The following is a 16,160-nucleotide window of genomic DNA, read 5'->3' as shown; positions in this document are numbered from 1 at the left end:
AATTCATTTCAATTTTACCGGCAGACCACTGCCGATTGCGGAGGCACCGGATGAACTCGGTCGGTCCAGACAGCTCGACGCCCGGTGCTTCGGAGAAGAAGGACGTACCGCCTTCGATGGTGGAACGGATGACCTTGATCCTCGACGCGTTCGACGGTCGCGCTTCTCGCCTCACGCTGGAAGAGGTGGCCTGCCGTACGAGGCTACCCAGGTCCACTGTGTATCGAATTCTCGACCAGTTGGTACGGCTGAACTGGGTGGACCACGCCAGTTTCGGTTATTGCCTCGGCCGCCGTTCGATCGGCCTCGGCGGAAGCGAGAGCAACCACAGTCAGGTCAGAGCAGCCGCCGCACCCGTCTTGCACAACTTGCATTTGCGCACCGGACTGGTCGTGCATCTCACTGTCCTCGACGGTGGCATGAGCGTGTACCTCGACAAGCTCGGCGGCCGCGGCGCGAACGGCATCCCGACCAGGGTCGGTGGACGTGTACCCGCCCACACGACAGCGAGCGGAAAAGCGATGCTTGCGTGGTTGGACCCGGAGGAAGTGGATCGGCTGCTCGGGGAACGTCTCGACCGCAGTACCGACACAACTATTTCCGACATCACCACGTTGCACCGAGAACTCAACCGCATTCGTCAGCGCCGCGGTTTGGCGTTCGAGCGGGGTGAATCCGTCCGCGGGATCGGGTGCGTCGGAGCTGCTGTCCGAACGGTAGAAGGGCCGGTAGCCGGAATCTCGCTTTCCGGCGACGCGGCAACCGTCCAGCTGGAACGGGTTGCTCCACTCGTCGTCGACGCGGTGCGCGAAGTCACCAAGGCCATGTTTCCCGCACTCGAAAACTCTCGCCGACGTTCTCTCGTTCCGCACACCCACGAAGGATCCTGGTCGACCGAAACGTTGGACCAGCTGCTGTCGGTTCAGTCGGGGCACTGGCTCTGATGTACGAGCGTCGAACTTCGATCGACGCTCGTACATCAGAGCGCTGACTCGGCATCGACGTCGCGGCTCAGTTGTTCGAAACAACGGCCGCGTCGGCGAGACCGAAGGCTCCGCGGTAGAAGACCATCGGGCGCTGCTCGTCGAGGGCTTCGAGGCCGATGACTCGTCCGATGACAACGTCATGGTCACCGGCGCGGTGGACAGTCTCCACTTCGCAATGCACGCGCGCCAACACATCCGGCAAGGCAGGAGTTCCCCAGGCAGATCGGGTCCAGCCCAGACCCTCGAACTTCGTTCCTCGACTGGAACCGAAGCGAGAGCACATGTCCCCCTGGTCCTCGCGCAGCACGTTGACGGTGAAGCGGCCGATCTCTCGGATGCGCGGCCAGGCACGGCCACGGTGATCGGCGCAGAACAGAATCAGCGGAGGTTCGAGTGAAACCGACGCGAACGACTGACAGCAGAACCCGATCGGCCCTTCATCCGAGAGACCTGTGATCACGGTGACGCCACTGGCGAAGTGGCTCATGGCGTGGCGCATCTCGTGCGGCGTCGGTGCAGTGTTGACGGTGGTGAGGACGGATTCCATCGACTCGATCGACATCGCGCACCTTTCGGTTTCGTTGTGTCGCCGAGGAATTCGGCGATCGGGCTCCAGGTTAGGCAGCGCCGTGCAAACTCCGGAATCGTCGTCTCGTTCAGTGGAATCGGTCGGTCACGCCGCTCGCGCAGATCGGGTGGTCTCGCTGACCGGGATGAGGGGCGATCCAGCGGCCTGCTGGTGGCAACGTGTGCTCACATGACCAATGTCTCGAGTGTCCAGGAAGGCTCGAAAAAGGAGCTCCGCACCGATCTCGGCGTACTTCGGTACTACGAAGCCGGCGACGGCCCACCCCTGGTGCTGCTGCACGGATCGGGCCCCGGTGTCACGGGGTGGCGGAACTTCCGCGGCAACATCGATGTGTTCGCCGAACATTTCCACACCTACGTACTCGAGTTTCCGGGGTTCGGCGTCAGCGATGACTTCGGTGGACACCCGATGGTCACCGCCATGGATGCAGTTGTGCGATTCCTCGACGGTCTCGGCCTCGACAGAGTTGCTCTGCTGGGCAACTCGATGGGCGGGATAGTCGCGACACGATTCGCGATGGAATTCCCCGAGCGAGTCTCGAAGCTGGTCACCATCGGTGGCATCGGAAGAAATATCTTCAGCCCCGGACCGGGTGAAGGTATCAAACTGCTGATGGAGTTCACCGATGATCCGACCCGGGATCGCCTCGTCTCTTGGTTGCATTCGATGGTCTACGACCCGGCCATGGTCACCGAGGAACTGATCGAGGAACGATGGACGCAGGCTACGGATCCGGAGACACTCGCGAGCGCCCGAAAGATGTACAGCAGCGCGGCGTTTGCCGCGAATGCGGCAGCGGCTGCGAAATCTTCGGAGGCGCCGTACTGGGCGCAGCTACACCGCGTGCAAGCACCTACCCTGCTGACCTGGGGTCGAGACGATCGCGTGAGTCCGATGGACATGGCGCTGCTGCCGATGCGTCTGATCCCCAATGCCGAATTACATGTATTCCCGAAGTGTGGTCACTGGGCGATGATCGAACAGAAAGCCGCCTTCGAGAGTGCAGTTATCGCTTTTCTTCTGAGAGAGGACGCCGTCCAAAAATGAGTATCGATTCGGAACAGTTCGACGAAACAGTCGATTTCCTCATCGTGGGGAGCGGCGGCGGAGGCATGGCCGCCGCAGCAACTGCAGCCAATCGCGGGCTCGACACCCTCGTCATCGAAAAGGGTGTGACATTCGGCGGCTCCACTGCAATATCCGGTGGCGGAATTTGGATTCCGAATGCTCCCACGCTCGTGGACAAGGGGGTCGTCGACTCTCGCGAGTCGATTCGTACCTACCTGGACAGCATCACCGAGGGCACGGTCGAGGCAGAGCGTCTGGATGCGTTCGTCGACAGGGGTCCGGCGTTGATGCAACTGCTGGACAAAAGTCCGCACATGAAGCTGTACTGGGTGAAGGGCTACTCCGACTATCACCCCGAGAACGAAGGCGGCAGCGCGCTGGGCCGCACTATCGAATGCCGGCCGTTCGATACCCGTGCACTCGGCGACGACGAGAAGTTCCAGCGGCCCAACAGCATGAAGGGCCCGCTCGGACTCTGGGTCACCTCGAAGGACTACCACGACCTCGCGATGGTCAAGCGGACGTGGAAGGGTCGTCGAGCATCGCTGGTCGCGGCATGGCGGGTGGCGTCGAACGTCGTACGGCGACGCCACATGGCGACCGGTGGACGCGCTCTCGTGGCGCGACTGCGGATGGTGCTCAAAGATGCCGGGGTTCCGGTGTGGCTGCAGACCTCGATGAGCGAGCTCATCGTCGATGACGCCGGCGTGGTTCGTGGTGTGGTGGCCCAGCGCGGCGACAAGACGATTCGCATCGCGGCTCGAAAAGGAGTCCTCCTCGCTACCGGCGGATTCGAGCACAACTTGGAGATGCGTTCGCGCTACCTCCCCGAGAATGGAGTTGCGGACATCAGTTCCGGTGCTCGCGAGAACACCGGTGACGGAATCAATGCCGGGCTGAGCATCGGCGCCGACGTCGCACTGATGGACGACGCCTGGTGGATGCCGTCGGTTCTGCACCCGATGGGCGCGGTCATCCCGTTGGTGTCCGAGCGCTGCATCCCGCCGTCGGTGATCGTCGACAGTAAGGGACAGCGTTTCACCAACGAATCCTCTCCCTACGTGAACTTCGTTCACGACCAGCTCGAAGGTGGTCACATTCCGGCTTGGTTCGTGATGGATACCAAAGCCCGCTCGCGTTACCCGTTTGCGCAGGTTCTGCCCGGAGTGCCTTTCCCCCAGGGTTTCTACGACTCAGGGGTCGTCCACAAGGCCGACACTCTCGCCGAACTTGCCGCGAAGATCGACGTCCCTGCCGACGCGCTTGCCGCCACCATCACCCGATTCAACGGGTATGCACGGTCGGGGAAGGACGAAGAGTTCGGTCGAGGTGACAGCGCCTACGACCGCTACTACGGCGATCCCACCATGAAGAACCCGTGCCTCGACGAGATCGACCGCGGCCCTTTCTATGCAGTTCGTTGTGAGCCCGGTGACCTGGGAACGAAGGGCGGGCTCAGCACCGACGCCCATGCCCGGGTCCTTCGGGCCGACGGTTCCGCGATCGAGGGCCTCTATGCGACCGGTAATACCTCCGCGTCGGTGATGGGGAACGAGTACGCAGGAGCGGGCGCCACAATCGGACCCGCGATGGTGTTCGGGTACATCGCAGCCGAGCACGCTGCCGATACACAGGGCTCGGTTTCGTCGATCGATCCAGCAGATTCGAACGGGCGCGCGAAGCACGCCTGATCCGCTCCGGAGGAACCGATCCTCCGCGGTGGAAAAAGCAGTACAACGGAGAAGACGACCGCCTGCGCACATCGGCCGGGCACCGAAGTAGAAAGCCGAGATCATCATGGGTCAGGTTCTTGACAGGATCGAACAGTTCGCCGAGGAGATTCGTGCAGAGGGTGTCGAGGGGGACAAGCTGATGCGCTTGTCCGATGTCTCGGCGAAGCGACTGCGGGACGCCGGAGTCATCCGCATGCTTGCGCCGAAGGAATACGGCGGCTTCGAGTCTCATCCTCGCGAATTCGCAGAGACGACAATGGGTATCGGTGCCATGGACGGTGCCGCAGGCTGGGTCAGTGGAATCGTAGGCGTCCATCCGTGGGAGCTGGCCTTCTTCGATCGCAAAGCCCAGGACGAGGTGTGGGGCGAAGACCCCGATATGTGGATGGCCTCGCCGTACGCACCGTTGGGAGTAGCGACACCCACCGACGGTGGCTACATCCTCAACGGGCGGTGGTCGTTCTCCTCGGGCACCGACCATTGCGGTTGGATCATGATCGGTGCTGCACTCGGTGACGCCGAGGGCAACCGCGTGATGCCTCCGACGTTGCTGCACGTGTTGCTTCCACGCTCGGATTACGAGATCGATCCGGACAGCTGGGACGTGGTCGGACTGCGCGGAACGGGCTCCAAGGACCTCATCGTCAAGAATGCGTTCATTCCGGACTACCGCACTCTGCGTGCTGAGAAAGTCATGAACGGGATGGCGGCGAAGGAGTTCGGGCGCGAGCAGACTCTCTACAACTTCCCGTTCTCGTGCATTTTCCCGCTCGGGATCACCTCGTCACTGATCGGTATCGCTGAAGGCGCCCTCGGATGCCATCTGGATGCGCAGCGCCAGCGGGTGACGGTGTCGGGTACCGCGATCAAGGATGATCCGTACGTGTTGTACGCAATCGGTGACGCCGCGGCAGAGATTGCCGCCTCCCGTGCCGCGATCCTGGAGACTGTCGATCGCTTCTGGGACATGACCGAGAAGAAGCAGGAGATCACGTTCGAGATGCGCGCGATCGGCCGTCGCACGCAGACTGCTGCCGCGTGGCGTGCCGTGCGTGCAGTGGACGAAATCTTTGCCCGCTCAGGCGGAGGGGCGCTGAAGCTGAGCACTCCGATGCAGCGATTCTGGCGTGACGCACATGCGGGACTCTCCCATGCGATCCACGTTCCCGGTTCCATTTTCCATTCCTCGGCTCTGACACAGCTCGGCGGTGAGCCGCAAGGCATCCACCGCTCGATGATCTGACAAGCCTCCTCGACGAAAGGTACTTACGATGACGGAAATACGCGGTCTGGGCTATCTCAGAATTCAGACGCAGGATGTGCCCCGCTGGCGCGAACTCGTTGTCGACGGGCTGGGAATGGCCGTCGGATCGGGACCGGAGGCCGACGGCCTCTACTTGCGCGTCGACGAGCGTCGATCCAGGCTCATCGTGTTGCCCGGTGACACCGACAAGGCTCTGGCCGTGGGCTGGGAGGTCCGTGATCAGTTCGCTCTCCAGCGCGTACGTGAAGCGGTGGAGAAGTCGGGACGAGCTGTCGAGGTCCTGTCGGAGGAAGAATCGCTCTACCGCGATGCCGAGCAAGTGATCGCATTCGACGACCCGTCGGGTACCCGTGTCGAGGTGTTCTTCGGAGCGGTTCTCGATCACAGTCCGGTGGTAACCCCGCACGGTGGACGGTTCGTCACCGGGCCGCAGGGACTCGGCCATGTCGTTCTGCCGACACCGGCAATCGACGAGACATACACGTTCTATACCGACGTGTTGGGATTCCTTCCGCGTGGAGCCATCCGCGTCGGTCCTCCCGGGGCCGGACCTGCACGGCGAGTGCGGTTCATGGGTGTCAACGAGCGGCATCACAGCTTGGCATTGTGCCCGGCCCCGCACAGCCAGGATCCAGGCATGGTGCATCTGATGACCGAGGTCGATACTCTCGACGCGGTGGGTCAGGCTCTCGATCGGGTAGCGAAGCTGGGATTCTCCATCTCCTCTACGCTCGGTCGCCACACGAACGACAAGATGGTCTCGTTCTACGTCCGCGCACCGGGTGGATGGGATCTCGAGTTCGGCACCGAGGGCAAGCTCGTCGACGAGAGGTACTACTCGTCGGAGGAAATCACCGCTGACAGCTACTGGGGACACGACTGGTCCGGGTCGGAGATGCTCGCAGCATTCGCGCCGACTCCACCCGCTGAGGCAGTCCAAGGAAACTAAGGGCGCCCAACTAAAAGCGCTGCGCATTCATATGAATGCGCAGCGCTTTCGGCGTATCGGGAGGCTTTTGCCGAAGTGAATCAGCTTCGGTTGAGGAGCTTCCGCATACCTATTGCAGCATTTTCGACGATCTCTCCGCGCGGGAAGCCGCTGCGGGTCTGCGCGGCCTCGTAGTGTCCGCCGGCGACCCAGACAGGTCCGTCGGTGATGTGCTCGAGCCCTTCATGAGCTACATCTGCAGGCTCGGATACACGCATTCCGGGTATGTCGAAGTTCAACCCGGCGCGTGCCATCGCTGGGGTCCGTGTGACCCCTAGAACCAGGTCGACGACATGCACGCCGAACGGTGCCATTTCGAGCCACAGGCCCTCGGCGAAGATGCGTCCGAAGGCCTTCGAGGCCGCGTACACACTCTGGTGCTCGGCGCCCATGTAACCGGCCATCGAGCCGACCAGGATGATGCCGCCGCGCCCGCGCTCGCGCATCGCAGCACCGAAATAGTGCGACAAATGCAGTTGCGAGGTGATGTTGAGGTCGATCACTTGCTGGAAGCCGGACAGATCACCGGTGACGAACTCATGTCCGTAGCTGTTGGCGCCTGCGTTGAAGATCAACAAGCCGACTTCGAGGTCCGCGGTCGCCGTGCGAATGCTCTCGATTGCATCGGCGGTGAGCAGATCGAGTGCCAGCGTCCGCACCTCGACGCCGTTCGCGCGAGCGAGAGTTGCTGTCTCCTCGAGCGGACCGGGCTTGCGGGCAATGAGAACAAGGTTGAAACCGGCCTTGCTCAACTGGTCGGCAAACTCCGATCCGACGCCTTCGGAACCGCCGGCGATGACGGCCCAGGGGCCGTACTGGTCGATATCGATCATGAAAGAGCCTTTCCTCGATGCGTCAATCGACAACGATCGGCGTCGGAACCGGATCGCTGTCGGTGACGACGACGTCGCCGCGTAGTGCGGCTTCGACGATGTTTTTTTTCAGTGCGTGACAGCCCCGATTGGGTGCGCCGAGCCGGCCGTCGACCGGCGCGTCGCTGTCTATTTCATGGCAAAGCTCGCGAGCCGCTGCGTCCCACTGGATCGAGGTGTGTTCCCAGCTGTTCTTCGCAACGAGTACCCGCGCACTGCACTCACTGCACTGAAGCGGTTGCATTCTGACCCTCCAGCTTCCGAGCGATGTTGTCTTCGACCTCTTTCTTCCACGCCTCGGACGGACGAGCGGTGTCCAGCTCGAACTCGAATCGTTCCGTCATCTGCGGAGTCACGTCGGCAACGTCGACGTAGAACTGCTCGTACCACCGGCGAAGCTGGTAGACGGGTCCGTCTTCTTCGCAGAGCAGTGGGTTGTCGATACGTGTCTTGTTCTTCCAGATCTCGATGTCCTGTTCGAAGCCCTTGGCGATGAACGTTCCGAAATTCCTGGCCATCTCGTCGGCAGCATCACCCTTGACCGTCTCCGACTTCTTGACGATCATGCCGTACTGCAGAACGAACTTGTTGGCGCTGACCGGGTAGTGGCAGTTGATCAGGACCGACTCGACGTCGTGCGTCTCGTACGAGTACGTCAGATCGTCGATCATGAACGAAGGTCCGAAGTATGTGGCATCCGAGCGGTTGCCGATCATCTTGGGCTGGCCCGGCACGTCCGGACGCATGTCCTTTCGCGCCTCCCCGTTCATGAACTGACTGGCTACGTGGCCTTCGAACACGTTCTTGAAGTTCGTGGGGAAGGTGTAGTGGACGTAGAAGAAGTGCGCCATGTCGACGATGTTGTCGACGACCTCGCGGCAATTGGTGTCCACCACGGTGCTGTACCAAACCCAGTCGGACCAGCCGTCATCGAGTGCACCTTCGATGCGGGGAATGGTCACGTCTGCCGGCGGGGCATTGCCCTCGGGATCGTTCCACACGAAGAGCATGCCGTCCTGGTCGAGGACATGCCACGAACGTGTACGAGCCAGCGGGGGTACGCGGCGCGCGTAAGGAATGCTCTTGCACTTGCCGTTGCTTCCCCAACGCCAATCGTGGAACGGGCAGGCGATCTCGTCACCCTTGACCGTTCCCTGAGTGAGGTCGCCACCCATGTGGCGGCAGTATCCGTCGAGGACGGCGAGCTTGCCCGAGCTGTCGGCGAAGACGACGAGCTTGGTCCCGAAGGCCTCGATGGAGTGGGGCTTGCCGTCCTTGAAGTCAGCCGACAAACCGATGCAGTGCCAACCGCGAGCGAATCGCGTTGGGGACGCTCCGGCGTCGATCTCTCGTACTTCGTCGCTCGTGTTCTGTTGGATGGTCACAGTGGTCCCGTCCTGTCTCTCGAAAAGTCAAACGGCGAGCTGGTCGTTGCCGTATCAGGGGTCACGCTAGGTGACCTCCGACACCGACATACCGGAATTCTCACTGGACGGGACTCGACGGAAGGCCGGTGTCCTCACTCTCGATGAGTGAGGCACCCGCTCGCCGGGCGCGGAAACGGAATATCGTTCGGAGTATGACAACCGACGTCCTCAGTGCTGTCCGCGATCTACTGCCGACTATTGCCGAAGCGGCAGCCAAGGTCGATGAAACCGGACGTGTGTCGGACCAGATGATCCACGAGCTGGGGAAGGCCGGAGTCTTCCGGCTGCTTCAACCCAAGCGCTACGGCGGGACCGAATCCGATCCGGCTCGATTCTTCGACGCGGTTCGAATGATCTCGGGTGCCTGTGGATCCACCGGTTGGGTGACTTCCGTATTGGGGGTCCACCCGTGGCATCTCGCACTCTTCGACGATCGAGCGCAGAGCGATGTGTGGGAACGCGACAACGACACGCTCGTGTCTTCCGCGTATGCACCGGTCGGACGGCTGCACCCTGTCGAAGGCGGGTACCGCCTCAGCGGGGAATGGCACTTCTCCTCCGGGTGTGACCATGCGGCGTGGGCGCTGCTGGGCGCAATCGTGGTGGGCGAGGAGGGGCGTCCCCTGGACTTCCTCACCGTCCTGGTCCCGCGCTCGGACTATCGCATCCGGGATGTTTGGGACGTGATGGGAATGCGAGGCACTGCCAGCAACGAGATCAGTATCGTCGATTGCTTCGTCCCCGAGTATCGGACCAAGAGCAACTACGAAACAGCGCACCTTCGTGGTGCGGGCCAGAAAGTGAACCGGGGACCGCTGTACCGGCTTCCGTTCGCCACGATCTTCACCACTGCGGTCGCGTCGCCAGGAGTCGGAATCGTGGCGGGGTGCTACGAACGTTATTTGGCCAACATGCGCGAGCGAGTGCGTCTGAGCCTCGGTGGCGGGAAGTTCGTGCACGATCAATTCGCGCAGGTCGCCATCGCGCGCGCATCGTCGGAGATCGATGCCGCGATACTGCAGTTGGAGCGCAACGTTCGAGAACTGTGGGAGTTGGCGCTCGAAGGCGAGGAACTACCGATGTCGATGCGGCTGCGTGCGCGACGTGATCAAGTGCGAGCGACCGAGCGTGCGGTCGAGGCGATGGACCTGTTGTTCAAGTCGGCAGGGGGCCACTCGTTGTTCCGCGGAAATGTGATCGAACGGGCGTGGCGCGATGTCCACGCCGGGAGCGTCCACGTAGCCAACGAGGCCGAACGGGCCTTGGCATTGTTCGGCCAAGGCGCGTTCGGCCTCCCGGTAGAGGACAATTTGGTCTGATCAGGACAGCATGGCGCGAACTGCTCGGTAGGCGAAGACCATGGCGGTGCCGAGCGGCACGCCCGGGCCTGGGTACTTGGACCCACTGAGAGAGGCACTGGTGTTGCCGGCTGCATAGAGGCCGGCGATCGGTGTGTCGTCCTCACGGAGTACCCGAGCGTCGACGTCGGTGCGCACACCGCTCTTGGTTCCCAGGTCGCTCAACACGATTCGTGCGGCGACGTACGGCCCCTTCTTCAGCGGCGTCAAGGCCGCGTTGGGCAGTTCGGGAACGGGTCGGCAGAAGAACTTGTCGTATGGGTCTTCGCCGCGATGGAACTGCTCGTCGGTACCGGTACTCGCGTATTCGTTGAACTGCTCGACGGTGTTGCGGAGAACCTCTGGGGCAACCTCGATCAGTGCTGCCAGTTCTTCGATCGTGTCGGCCATGACCCACGTACCGGCCTCGAGATGAGCGTCCGCGGCTACCGACGGAATCGAAATGGTCGGAATGACAGGTCCGCTGTCGGTCGCCTCGAATACGAGGTAAGACCGCTCGCTGCCGTGCTCGATCATTGCCCGACCGAACTGGTCGTACGGAAGCGACTCGTTCAGGTAGCGCTTGCCTGCGTCGTCGACGAGCAGTCCGCCACGGACACCGACCATGAATGCCGCCGACCCATCCGGCAATGCGACACCGGGGCAGTACCACGCCTGCCCTGCCAAAGTGGTGTCTGCGCCGATCCGGACTGCAGCCTGAATTGCATCGCCGGTATTCGAGCCTTGCGGTGCCATGCTCCACCGCGCGAGACCCGGCATCGACTCTGCATCTCGCAGTGGCTGATCCTTTTCGATGCCGCCAGCGGCGATCAGGACGCCGCGACGCGCGAGGATGCGCAATGTCTTTCCATCAGGTCCGGTCGCCATGGCGCCGACTACTACCTCGTTCTCGACGATCAGCTCCGTCAATGCAGTCTCGGTCAGCACACGAGAGTTGCCCGTGCTTTCCAGAGCCAGCAACAGGCGAGAGATCAGTGCGCGTCCACCGCCGAGCTTGCCGGCGGGGTGCGGCGCTCCTTCACGATCTGCATCGAGTTCGGGGCGGACACGCTCGAGCAGATCACCGACAGCGGAGGGCTCGATGTCGAGAGCATTGATCGCTCGTCCGGAATCCATGCGACCGGGCGCGCGGAAGTAGTCCGGGAACGGACGCCATTCGAATTCGATATTCGGGTTCTTCTCGAGCAGATCGACGACGGCGGGTGCCGTCGAGACGAATGCCTCTTGCCGATCGACTTCGTAATCGCCGACGACGGCACGAAGGTACTCGCGTGCCTTCGCCGTCGAATCTCCGATGTTCGCGCGGTCCTGCACCGCGGTGCCGGGTAGCCATACGGCGCCGCCGGAATAGGCGGACGTGCCACCGAGTAGTGGTGTCTTTTCCAGGACCAGCGTGTCCAGACCGGCTTCTGCCGCGGCAAATGCGCCGGTCAGAGCGCCGCCGCCGGAACCGATGACCAGGACATCGCACTCGATCGACTCGTGCATGGTGGTGTTCTCCGTTTCGAAGTGCCCGCGGTGATGATGCGTGTACGTCGACATGCGGGCGGGTCGAGTACACGAAGATGCGGTGGACTACGCAACAGTACTTTCGGCGGCTGCGTGCCGTGGGTCTCACTGAGCGGGCAAAAGTCGAAGAATCCGAAGTGAGGTGCCAAGATCGAGCGAACCTACCGTTACGTAGGCCCAGCGTGAGAAGTCTTGGGAGGGATGGACGAGAGTGCCGAGAATTGCCGAAGTTCGCGACGCCGCAGAGCCGAGCTCGGTTGAGCAGCACGCTCGGCACGTCCGCATGATCCAGGCAGCGGCGGCACTCGGTGCCGAGAAGGAACTTGCGCGCGTCCAGATGCACGACGTGGCCAAGGCTGCGGGGGTTGCTATCGGGACGCTGTACCGATACTTCCCGTCGAAGACTCATCTCTTCGTCGCGGTGATGGTCGATCAGATCGACCGTATGGGTTCTGGCTTCACCAAAGGATCATCTGCCGCGGCGCGGCCCAGCGACGCGGTGTACGACGTACTGGTGCGCGCAACGCGCGGGTTGTTGCGCCGGCCGCTGCTATCGACGGCCATGATTCAGTCCACGACAGCCTCCAACGTCGTGGCTGTGCCCGATGCGGCGAAGGTCGATCTGGCGTTCCGTCAGCTCCTACTCGAGGCGGCCGGAATCGAAACACCCACCGAATCGGATCTGACGGCGCTTCGTTTGGTCGTGCAACTGTGGTTCGGTGTCATTCAGTCCTGTCTGAACGGGCGCGTGTCGTTCCTCGACGCGGAGCACGACATTCGCCGAGGATGCGATCTGCTTCTCGTCGACCTGTCGCCCCGCTGAACAGTGCAACCGTAGTGCTCGAGCGCAGTGCATTTTCGATAAAATAGAATACGTTTCAGAAAATCGACGTCGCCCCGCGCGGCGGTAATTGACTCGAGGAGTCGACATGCTTGCTCAGAACACCCCGGTGATCGTCGAGGCGGCCAGAACACCTATCGGACGTCGCCGAGGGGCCCTGTCGGGCGTGCATCCCGCCACGCTCCTCGGAGCGGCGCAGCGCGCAGTTCTCGACCGATCTGCCGTTCCGGCAGCGAGCGTTGGACAGGTCGTCGGCGGTTGCGTCACCCAAGCGGGCGAACAGTCGAACAACGTCACTCGGCAGGCATGGTTACACGCCGGACTGCCCTACGGCACCGCGTCGACGACCATCGACTGTGCCTGTGGATCATCTCAACAGGCCGTACACATAGTCGCCGGTCTCATCGCATCCTGTCAGATCGACGCCGGTATCGGATGCGGCGTCGAGGTCATGAGCCGGGTCTTCCTCGGTCAAGCCGCCACCCCGGAAACTGGAAACCCGTATCCGCCGGACTGGACCATCGACATGGGTGACCAGTTCACCTCGGCGCAACGCATCGCCGATCTTCGCGGAATCACGAGGGAAGACGCCGACGCGTTGGGCCTGCTCTCGCAGCAGCGGGCCGGCCGCGCGTGGGCAGATGGGGTCTTCGACCGCGAAATCGTCCCGGTCGACGTTCCGGTACTGGGCGAAGATGGCGCCCCCACCGGCGAGAGCGTGCGTGTGGAACGCGATGGGGGTTTACGTGAGACGAGCGCGGAAGCCCTCGCCGGACTTGCGCCCGTGATGCCGAATCAGATTCATACCGCCGGAAACTCTTCGCAAATCAGTGACGGCGCGGCCGCAGTGCTTCTGATGAGCGAGGCACGGGCACTCGAGCTCGGAGTCCGTCCGCGTGCACGGATTCTCGCCTCGGCGATGATCGGTTCCGATCCCTACTATCACCTCGATGGTCCGATCGAGTCCACCGCGCTCGTCCTCGAACGCGCCAAGATGTCGCTTGCCGACATCGATCTCGTGGAAATCAACGAGGCTTTCGCTTCGGTGGTGTTGTCCTGGGCCCAGGTTCACGGTGCAGATATGTCGAAGGTGAACGTGAACGGCGGCGCTATTGCGCTCGGGCACGCAGTCGGTTCGACCGGAGCTCGGTTGATCACCTCGGCGTTGCACGAGCTCGAACGTTCCGACAAGTCCACCGCGCTGGTGACGATGTGTGCCGGTGGTGCACAGTCGACAGCGACGATCATCGAATGCATCCGGTAAGAGCGCACCCGACCGACGAGAGAGCCGAGACTTTTCATGACAATGGCATTGACCGAACAAGAACGGGACCTCACCGATGCGGTTCGCGCATGGGCGACCCGTACCGTCACCTCCGACGTCCTGCGCAGTGCAGTGGATGCAGATACCGAGGAGCGCCCCGCTTTCTGGAGCTCGCTGGCTGCACTCGGCGTGCTGGGTCTTCATCTGAAGGAAGAGGACGGCGGCGCAGGGTGTGGATTGGGTGAAACTGCCGTGGTGGCAGAGGAACTCGGTAGAGCATTGGTTCCGGGGCCGTTCCTCTCGACTGTCCTTCTCAGTGCGGTACTCGACGAAGCAGGTCGCAGCGAGGAGCTCGTAGCCCTGGCCGACGGCTCGAGGATCGGCGCTATATCGCTGCACCCCGGTTCGTTGCGCGTGACTTCCGAGTCGAACCAGTCGGTACTCGTCGGTGCATCTGATTTCGTCGTCAGTGGCCAGATCGGTGATCTCTTCCTGCTGGCCGCGCTCGATGCAGAGAACCACACGGTATTCGTCGTCGTCCCGCGGGAGCGCCTCGAGATCACTGCCGTGGAGAGCTATGATCTCGTGCGACGCAATGCAACTGCGACTGCACGCAGTATCTCGCTCGCGCCCGGTGACATCCTTTCGATCGATGCCCAACGCGTACTGGATCTGGCGGCAATACTGTTCTCCGCCGAGGCGTCGGGCGTCGCAGACTGGGCGGTGCGCACTGCAGGCGACTACGCGCGAACGCGCAAGCAGTTCGGGCGCATCATCGGCCAGTTCCAAGGCGTCAAGCACCGCATCGCGCGCATGCTCATTCGCAGCGAGCAAGCGCGCGTGTGCGTATGGGACGCCGCCCGCGCAGCGGACGCAGGTGCGCCTTCCGCAGAGGTGTCCCTGGCTGCTGCTGTGGCGGGAGCTACCGCACTCGATGCTGCATTCTCGTTGACCAAGGATTGCATTCAGATCCTCGGCGGAATCGGATACACCTGGGAACACGACGCGCACCTCTATCTCCGACGGGCACAGACCTTGCTGCTCATGCTCGGCTCGACCGCGTCCTGGCGTTCTCGGGTGACGGCTGCGACGCTGGCCGGGACCAGGCGTTCACTCGAAGTGGAGCTTCCGCCCGAAGCCGAACAAGTCCGCGCGAAAGTGCGATCCGAGCTTGCTTCGATTGCCGATTCGGCTGATGCCGACCGCATCCGGTTGTTGGCCGAAAAAGGCTATACAGCACCACATTTGCCGGCACCGTGGGGTCGAGGGGCCGACGCTGTCGAACAGCTGGTGATCGCCGAGGAATTGGCCTCGTTCTCTCTCGCTCCGTTCGACATGATCATCGGTAACTGGGTGGTGCCCACACTCATCGAGCACGGCAATCCTGAGCAGATCGAGCAGTTCGTTCCGGCCAGCCTGCGCGGCGACATTCGCTGGTGTCAGCTGTTCTCCGAACCCGGTGCGGGCTCCGACCTTGCCGGATTGAGTACCAAGGCGACCAAGGTGGACGGCGGTTGGCGGCTGCAGGGCCAGAAAGTCTGGACGTCCATGGCGCGTGAAGCGCACTGGGGGATCTGTCTCGCTCGCACCGACGCATCGGTGCCGAAGCACAAAGGCTTGTCCTACTTCCTCGTCGACATGCGGAACAGTCCCGGGCTCGACATCCGACCTCTTCGCGAGATCACCGGTGAATCGTTGTTCAACGAGGTCTTCTTCGACGACGTGTTCGTTCCGGACGAAATGTTGGTGGGGGAGAGCGGCGCCGGATGGAAATTGGCTCGAACGACACTCGCCAACGAACGAGTCTCGTTGTCGAACGATTCTTCTCTCGGTTCGGGTGGCGAGGCGTTGTTGAAACTCGCTGCCGAATTGCCCGGCGGTATCGACGCTCAGCAATCGGCAGTTCTCGGTGAAGTTCTGTGTGACGCCCAGTCCGGTGGGTTGCTCGCACTGCGGACCACGCTGCGCACACTTACCGGTGCCCAGCCCGGAGCGGAATCCTCGGTCGCGAAAGTTATCGGCGTGGAGCACATTCAACAGGTGTGGGAAGTGGCGATGGAGTGGGCCGGGCCGTCGTCTCTGGTCGGTGAGCAGCCCCGAAGTTCCGCGCAACACATGTTCTTGAATGCCCAGTGCCTGTCGATAGCGGGCGGCACCACCAACGTTCAGCTCAACATCATCGGCGAACGGTTGCTGGGCCTGCCGCGGGATCCCGAGCCGGGTAAGTGACCATCCGACAACCACACTCGAAAGATCGAAGG

Annotated in this window: 14 protein-coding genes; 9 read left to right on the top strand and 5 right to left on the bottom strand. The window is 62.4% G+C overall.

The window, feature by feature from the left end; genetic code table 11:
* Positions 1 to 50 precede the first annotated feature (50 nt).
* The gene (locus tag BJI47_RS02600; RefSeq protein WP_254900337.1) at positions 51 to 944 is read left to right on the top strand and encodes an IclR family transcriptional regulator; all 894 of its coding nucleotides are present in this window, start codon (positions 51 to 53) and stop codon (positions 942 to 944) included.
* A gap of 67 nt (positions 945 to 1,011) precedes the next feature.
* On the opposite strand, the gene BJI47_RS02595 is transcribed toward BJI47_RS02600, so the two are convergent.
* Entirely contained in the window at positions 1,012 to 1,548 is a 537-nt protein-coding gene (locus BJI47_RS02595; protein ID WP_176224638.1) for a flavin reductase family protein, read from the bottom strand.
* A gap of 195 nt (positions 1,549 to 1,743) precedes the next feature.
* Between BJI47_RS02595 and BJI47_RS02590 the strand changes: the two genes are divergently transcribed.
* The 4 genes from BJI47_RS02590 to bphC all read left to right on the top strand — a co-directional run bounded on the left by BJI47_RS02590 (position 1,744) and on the right by bphC (position 6,589).
* Positions 1,744 to 2,622, top strand: coding sequence for an alpha/beta fold hydrolase (locus tag BJI47_RS02590; RefSeq protein WP_088942314.1), 879 nt, complete (start codon positions 1,744 to 1,746; stop codon positions 2,620 to 2,622).
* On the top strand, positions 2,619 to 4,334 hold the full coding sequence (locus tag BJI47_RS02585) for an FAD-binding protein (RefSeq protein ID WP_088942249.1): 1,716 nt from the start codon (positions 2,619 to 2,621) through the stop codon (positions 4,332 to 4,334). The genes BJI47_RS02590 and BJI47_RS02585 overlap by 4 nt, the downstream gene beginning before the upstream one ends.
* Positions 4,335 to 4,440: 106 nt before the next feature.
* Entirely contained in the window at positions 4,441 to 5,619 is a 1,179-nt protein-coding gene (locus BJI47_RS02580; protein ID WP_088942248.1) for an acyl-CoA dehydrogenase family protein, read from the top strand.
* A gap of 28 nt (positions 5,620 to 5,647) precedes the next feature.
* On the top strand, positions 5,648 to 6,589 hold the full coding sequence (gene bphC, locus BJI47_RS02575) for a biphenyl-2,3-diol 1,2-dioxygenase (protein ID WP_088942247.1): 942 nt from the start codon (positions 5,648 to 5,650) through the stop codon (positions 6,587 to 6,589).
* A gap of 80 nt (positions 6,590 to 6,669) precedes the next feature.
* On the opposite strand, the gene BJI47_RS02570 is transcribed toward bphC, so the two are convergent.
* From BJI47_RS02570 to BJI47_RS02560, 3 genes are read right to left on the bottom strand one after another with little or no spacing between them, the layout of a single operon-like run.
* Positions 6,670 to 7,461, bottom strand: a complete 792-nt coding sequence (locus BJI47_RS02570; protein WP_088942246.1) for an SDR family oxidoreductase — start codon at positions 7,459 to 7,461, stop codon at positions 6,670 to 6,672.
* A 22-nt stretch (positions 7,462 to 7,483) separates the two neighbouring features.
* Positions 7,484 to 7,744 (bottom strand): hypothetical protein, encoded by a 261-nt coding sequence (locus tag BJI47_RS02565; protein ID WP_088942245.1) that lies wholly within the window; start codon positions 7,742 to 7,744, stop codon positions 7,484 to 7,486.
* The gene (locus tag BJI47_RS02560; protein ID WP_088942244.1) at positions 7,722 to 8,885 is read right to left on the bottom strand and encodes a Rieske 2Fe-2S domain-containing protein; all 1,164 of its coding nucleotides are present in this window, start codon (positions 8,883 to 8,885) and stop codon (positions 7,722 to 7,724) included. The genes BJI47_RS02565 and BJI47_RS02560 overlap by 23 nt, the downstream gene beginning before the upstream one ends.
* A 194-nt stretch (positions 8,886 to 9,079) precedes the next feature.
* Here BJI47_RS02560 and hsaA point away from each other — a divergent pair, with 194 nt between their 5' ends.
* Entirely contained in the window at positions 9,080 to 10,246 is a 1,167-nt protein-coding gene (hsaA, locus tag BJI47_RS02555) for a 3-hydroxy-9,10-secoandrosta-1,3,5(10)-triene-9,17-dione monooxygenase oxygenase subunit (protein WP_088942243.1), read from the top strand.
* Here hsaA and BJI47_RS02550 read toward each other — a convergent pair whose 3' ends face one another.
* Positions 10,247 to 11,773 (bottom strand): FAD-dependent oxidoreductase, encoded by a 1,527-nt coding sequence (locus BJI47_RS02550; protein ID WP_088942313.1) that lies wholly within the window; start codon positions 11,771 to 11,773, stop codon positions 10,247 to 10,249.
* Positions 11,774 to 12,005: 232 nt separating this feature from the next.
* Here BJI47_RS02550 and BJI47_RS02545 point away from each other — a divergent pair, with 232 nt between their 5' ends.
* From BJI47_RS02545 to BJI47_RS02535, 3 genes are all read left to right on the top strand, one after another.
* Positions 12,006 to 12,617, top strand: coding sequence for a TetR family transcriptional regulator (locus tag BJI47_RS02545; protein ID WP_176224637.1), 612 nt, complete (start codon positions 12,006 to 12,008; stop codon positions 12,615 to 12,617).
* Between the two features lie 106 nt (positions 12,618 to 12,723).
* Positions 12,724 to 13,899 carry a steroid 3-ketoacyl-CoA thiolase gene (locus BJI47_RS02540; protein WP_088942242.1) on the top strand — a complete coding sequence of 392 codons (1,176 nt, stop codon included), beginning with the start codon at positions 12,724 to 12,726 and terminating at the stop codon, positions 13,897 to 13,899.
* 36 nt (positions 13,900 to 13,935) lie between these two features.
* The gene (locus tag BJI47_RS02535) at positions 13,936 to 16,128 is read left to right on the top strand and encodes an acyl-CoA dehydrogenase (protein WP_088942241.1); all 2,193 of its coding nucleotides are present in this window, start codon (positions 13,936 to 13,938) and stop codon (positions 16,126 to 16,128) included.
* Positions 16,129 to 16,160 lie beyond the last annotated feature (32 nt).

Source organism: Rhodococcus sp. 1168, assembly GCF_002091955.1.
Lineage (GTDB): Bacteria > Actinomycetota > Actinomycetes > Mycobacteriales > Mycobacteriaceae > Rhodococcoides.
The sequence above is the reverse complement of the archived record's forward strand: the minus strand, read 5'-3'. Positions and strand labels throughout refer to the sequence as shown.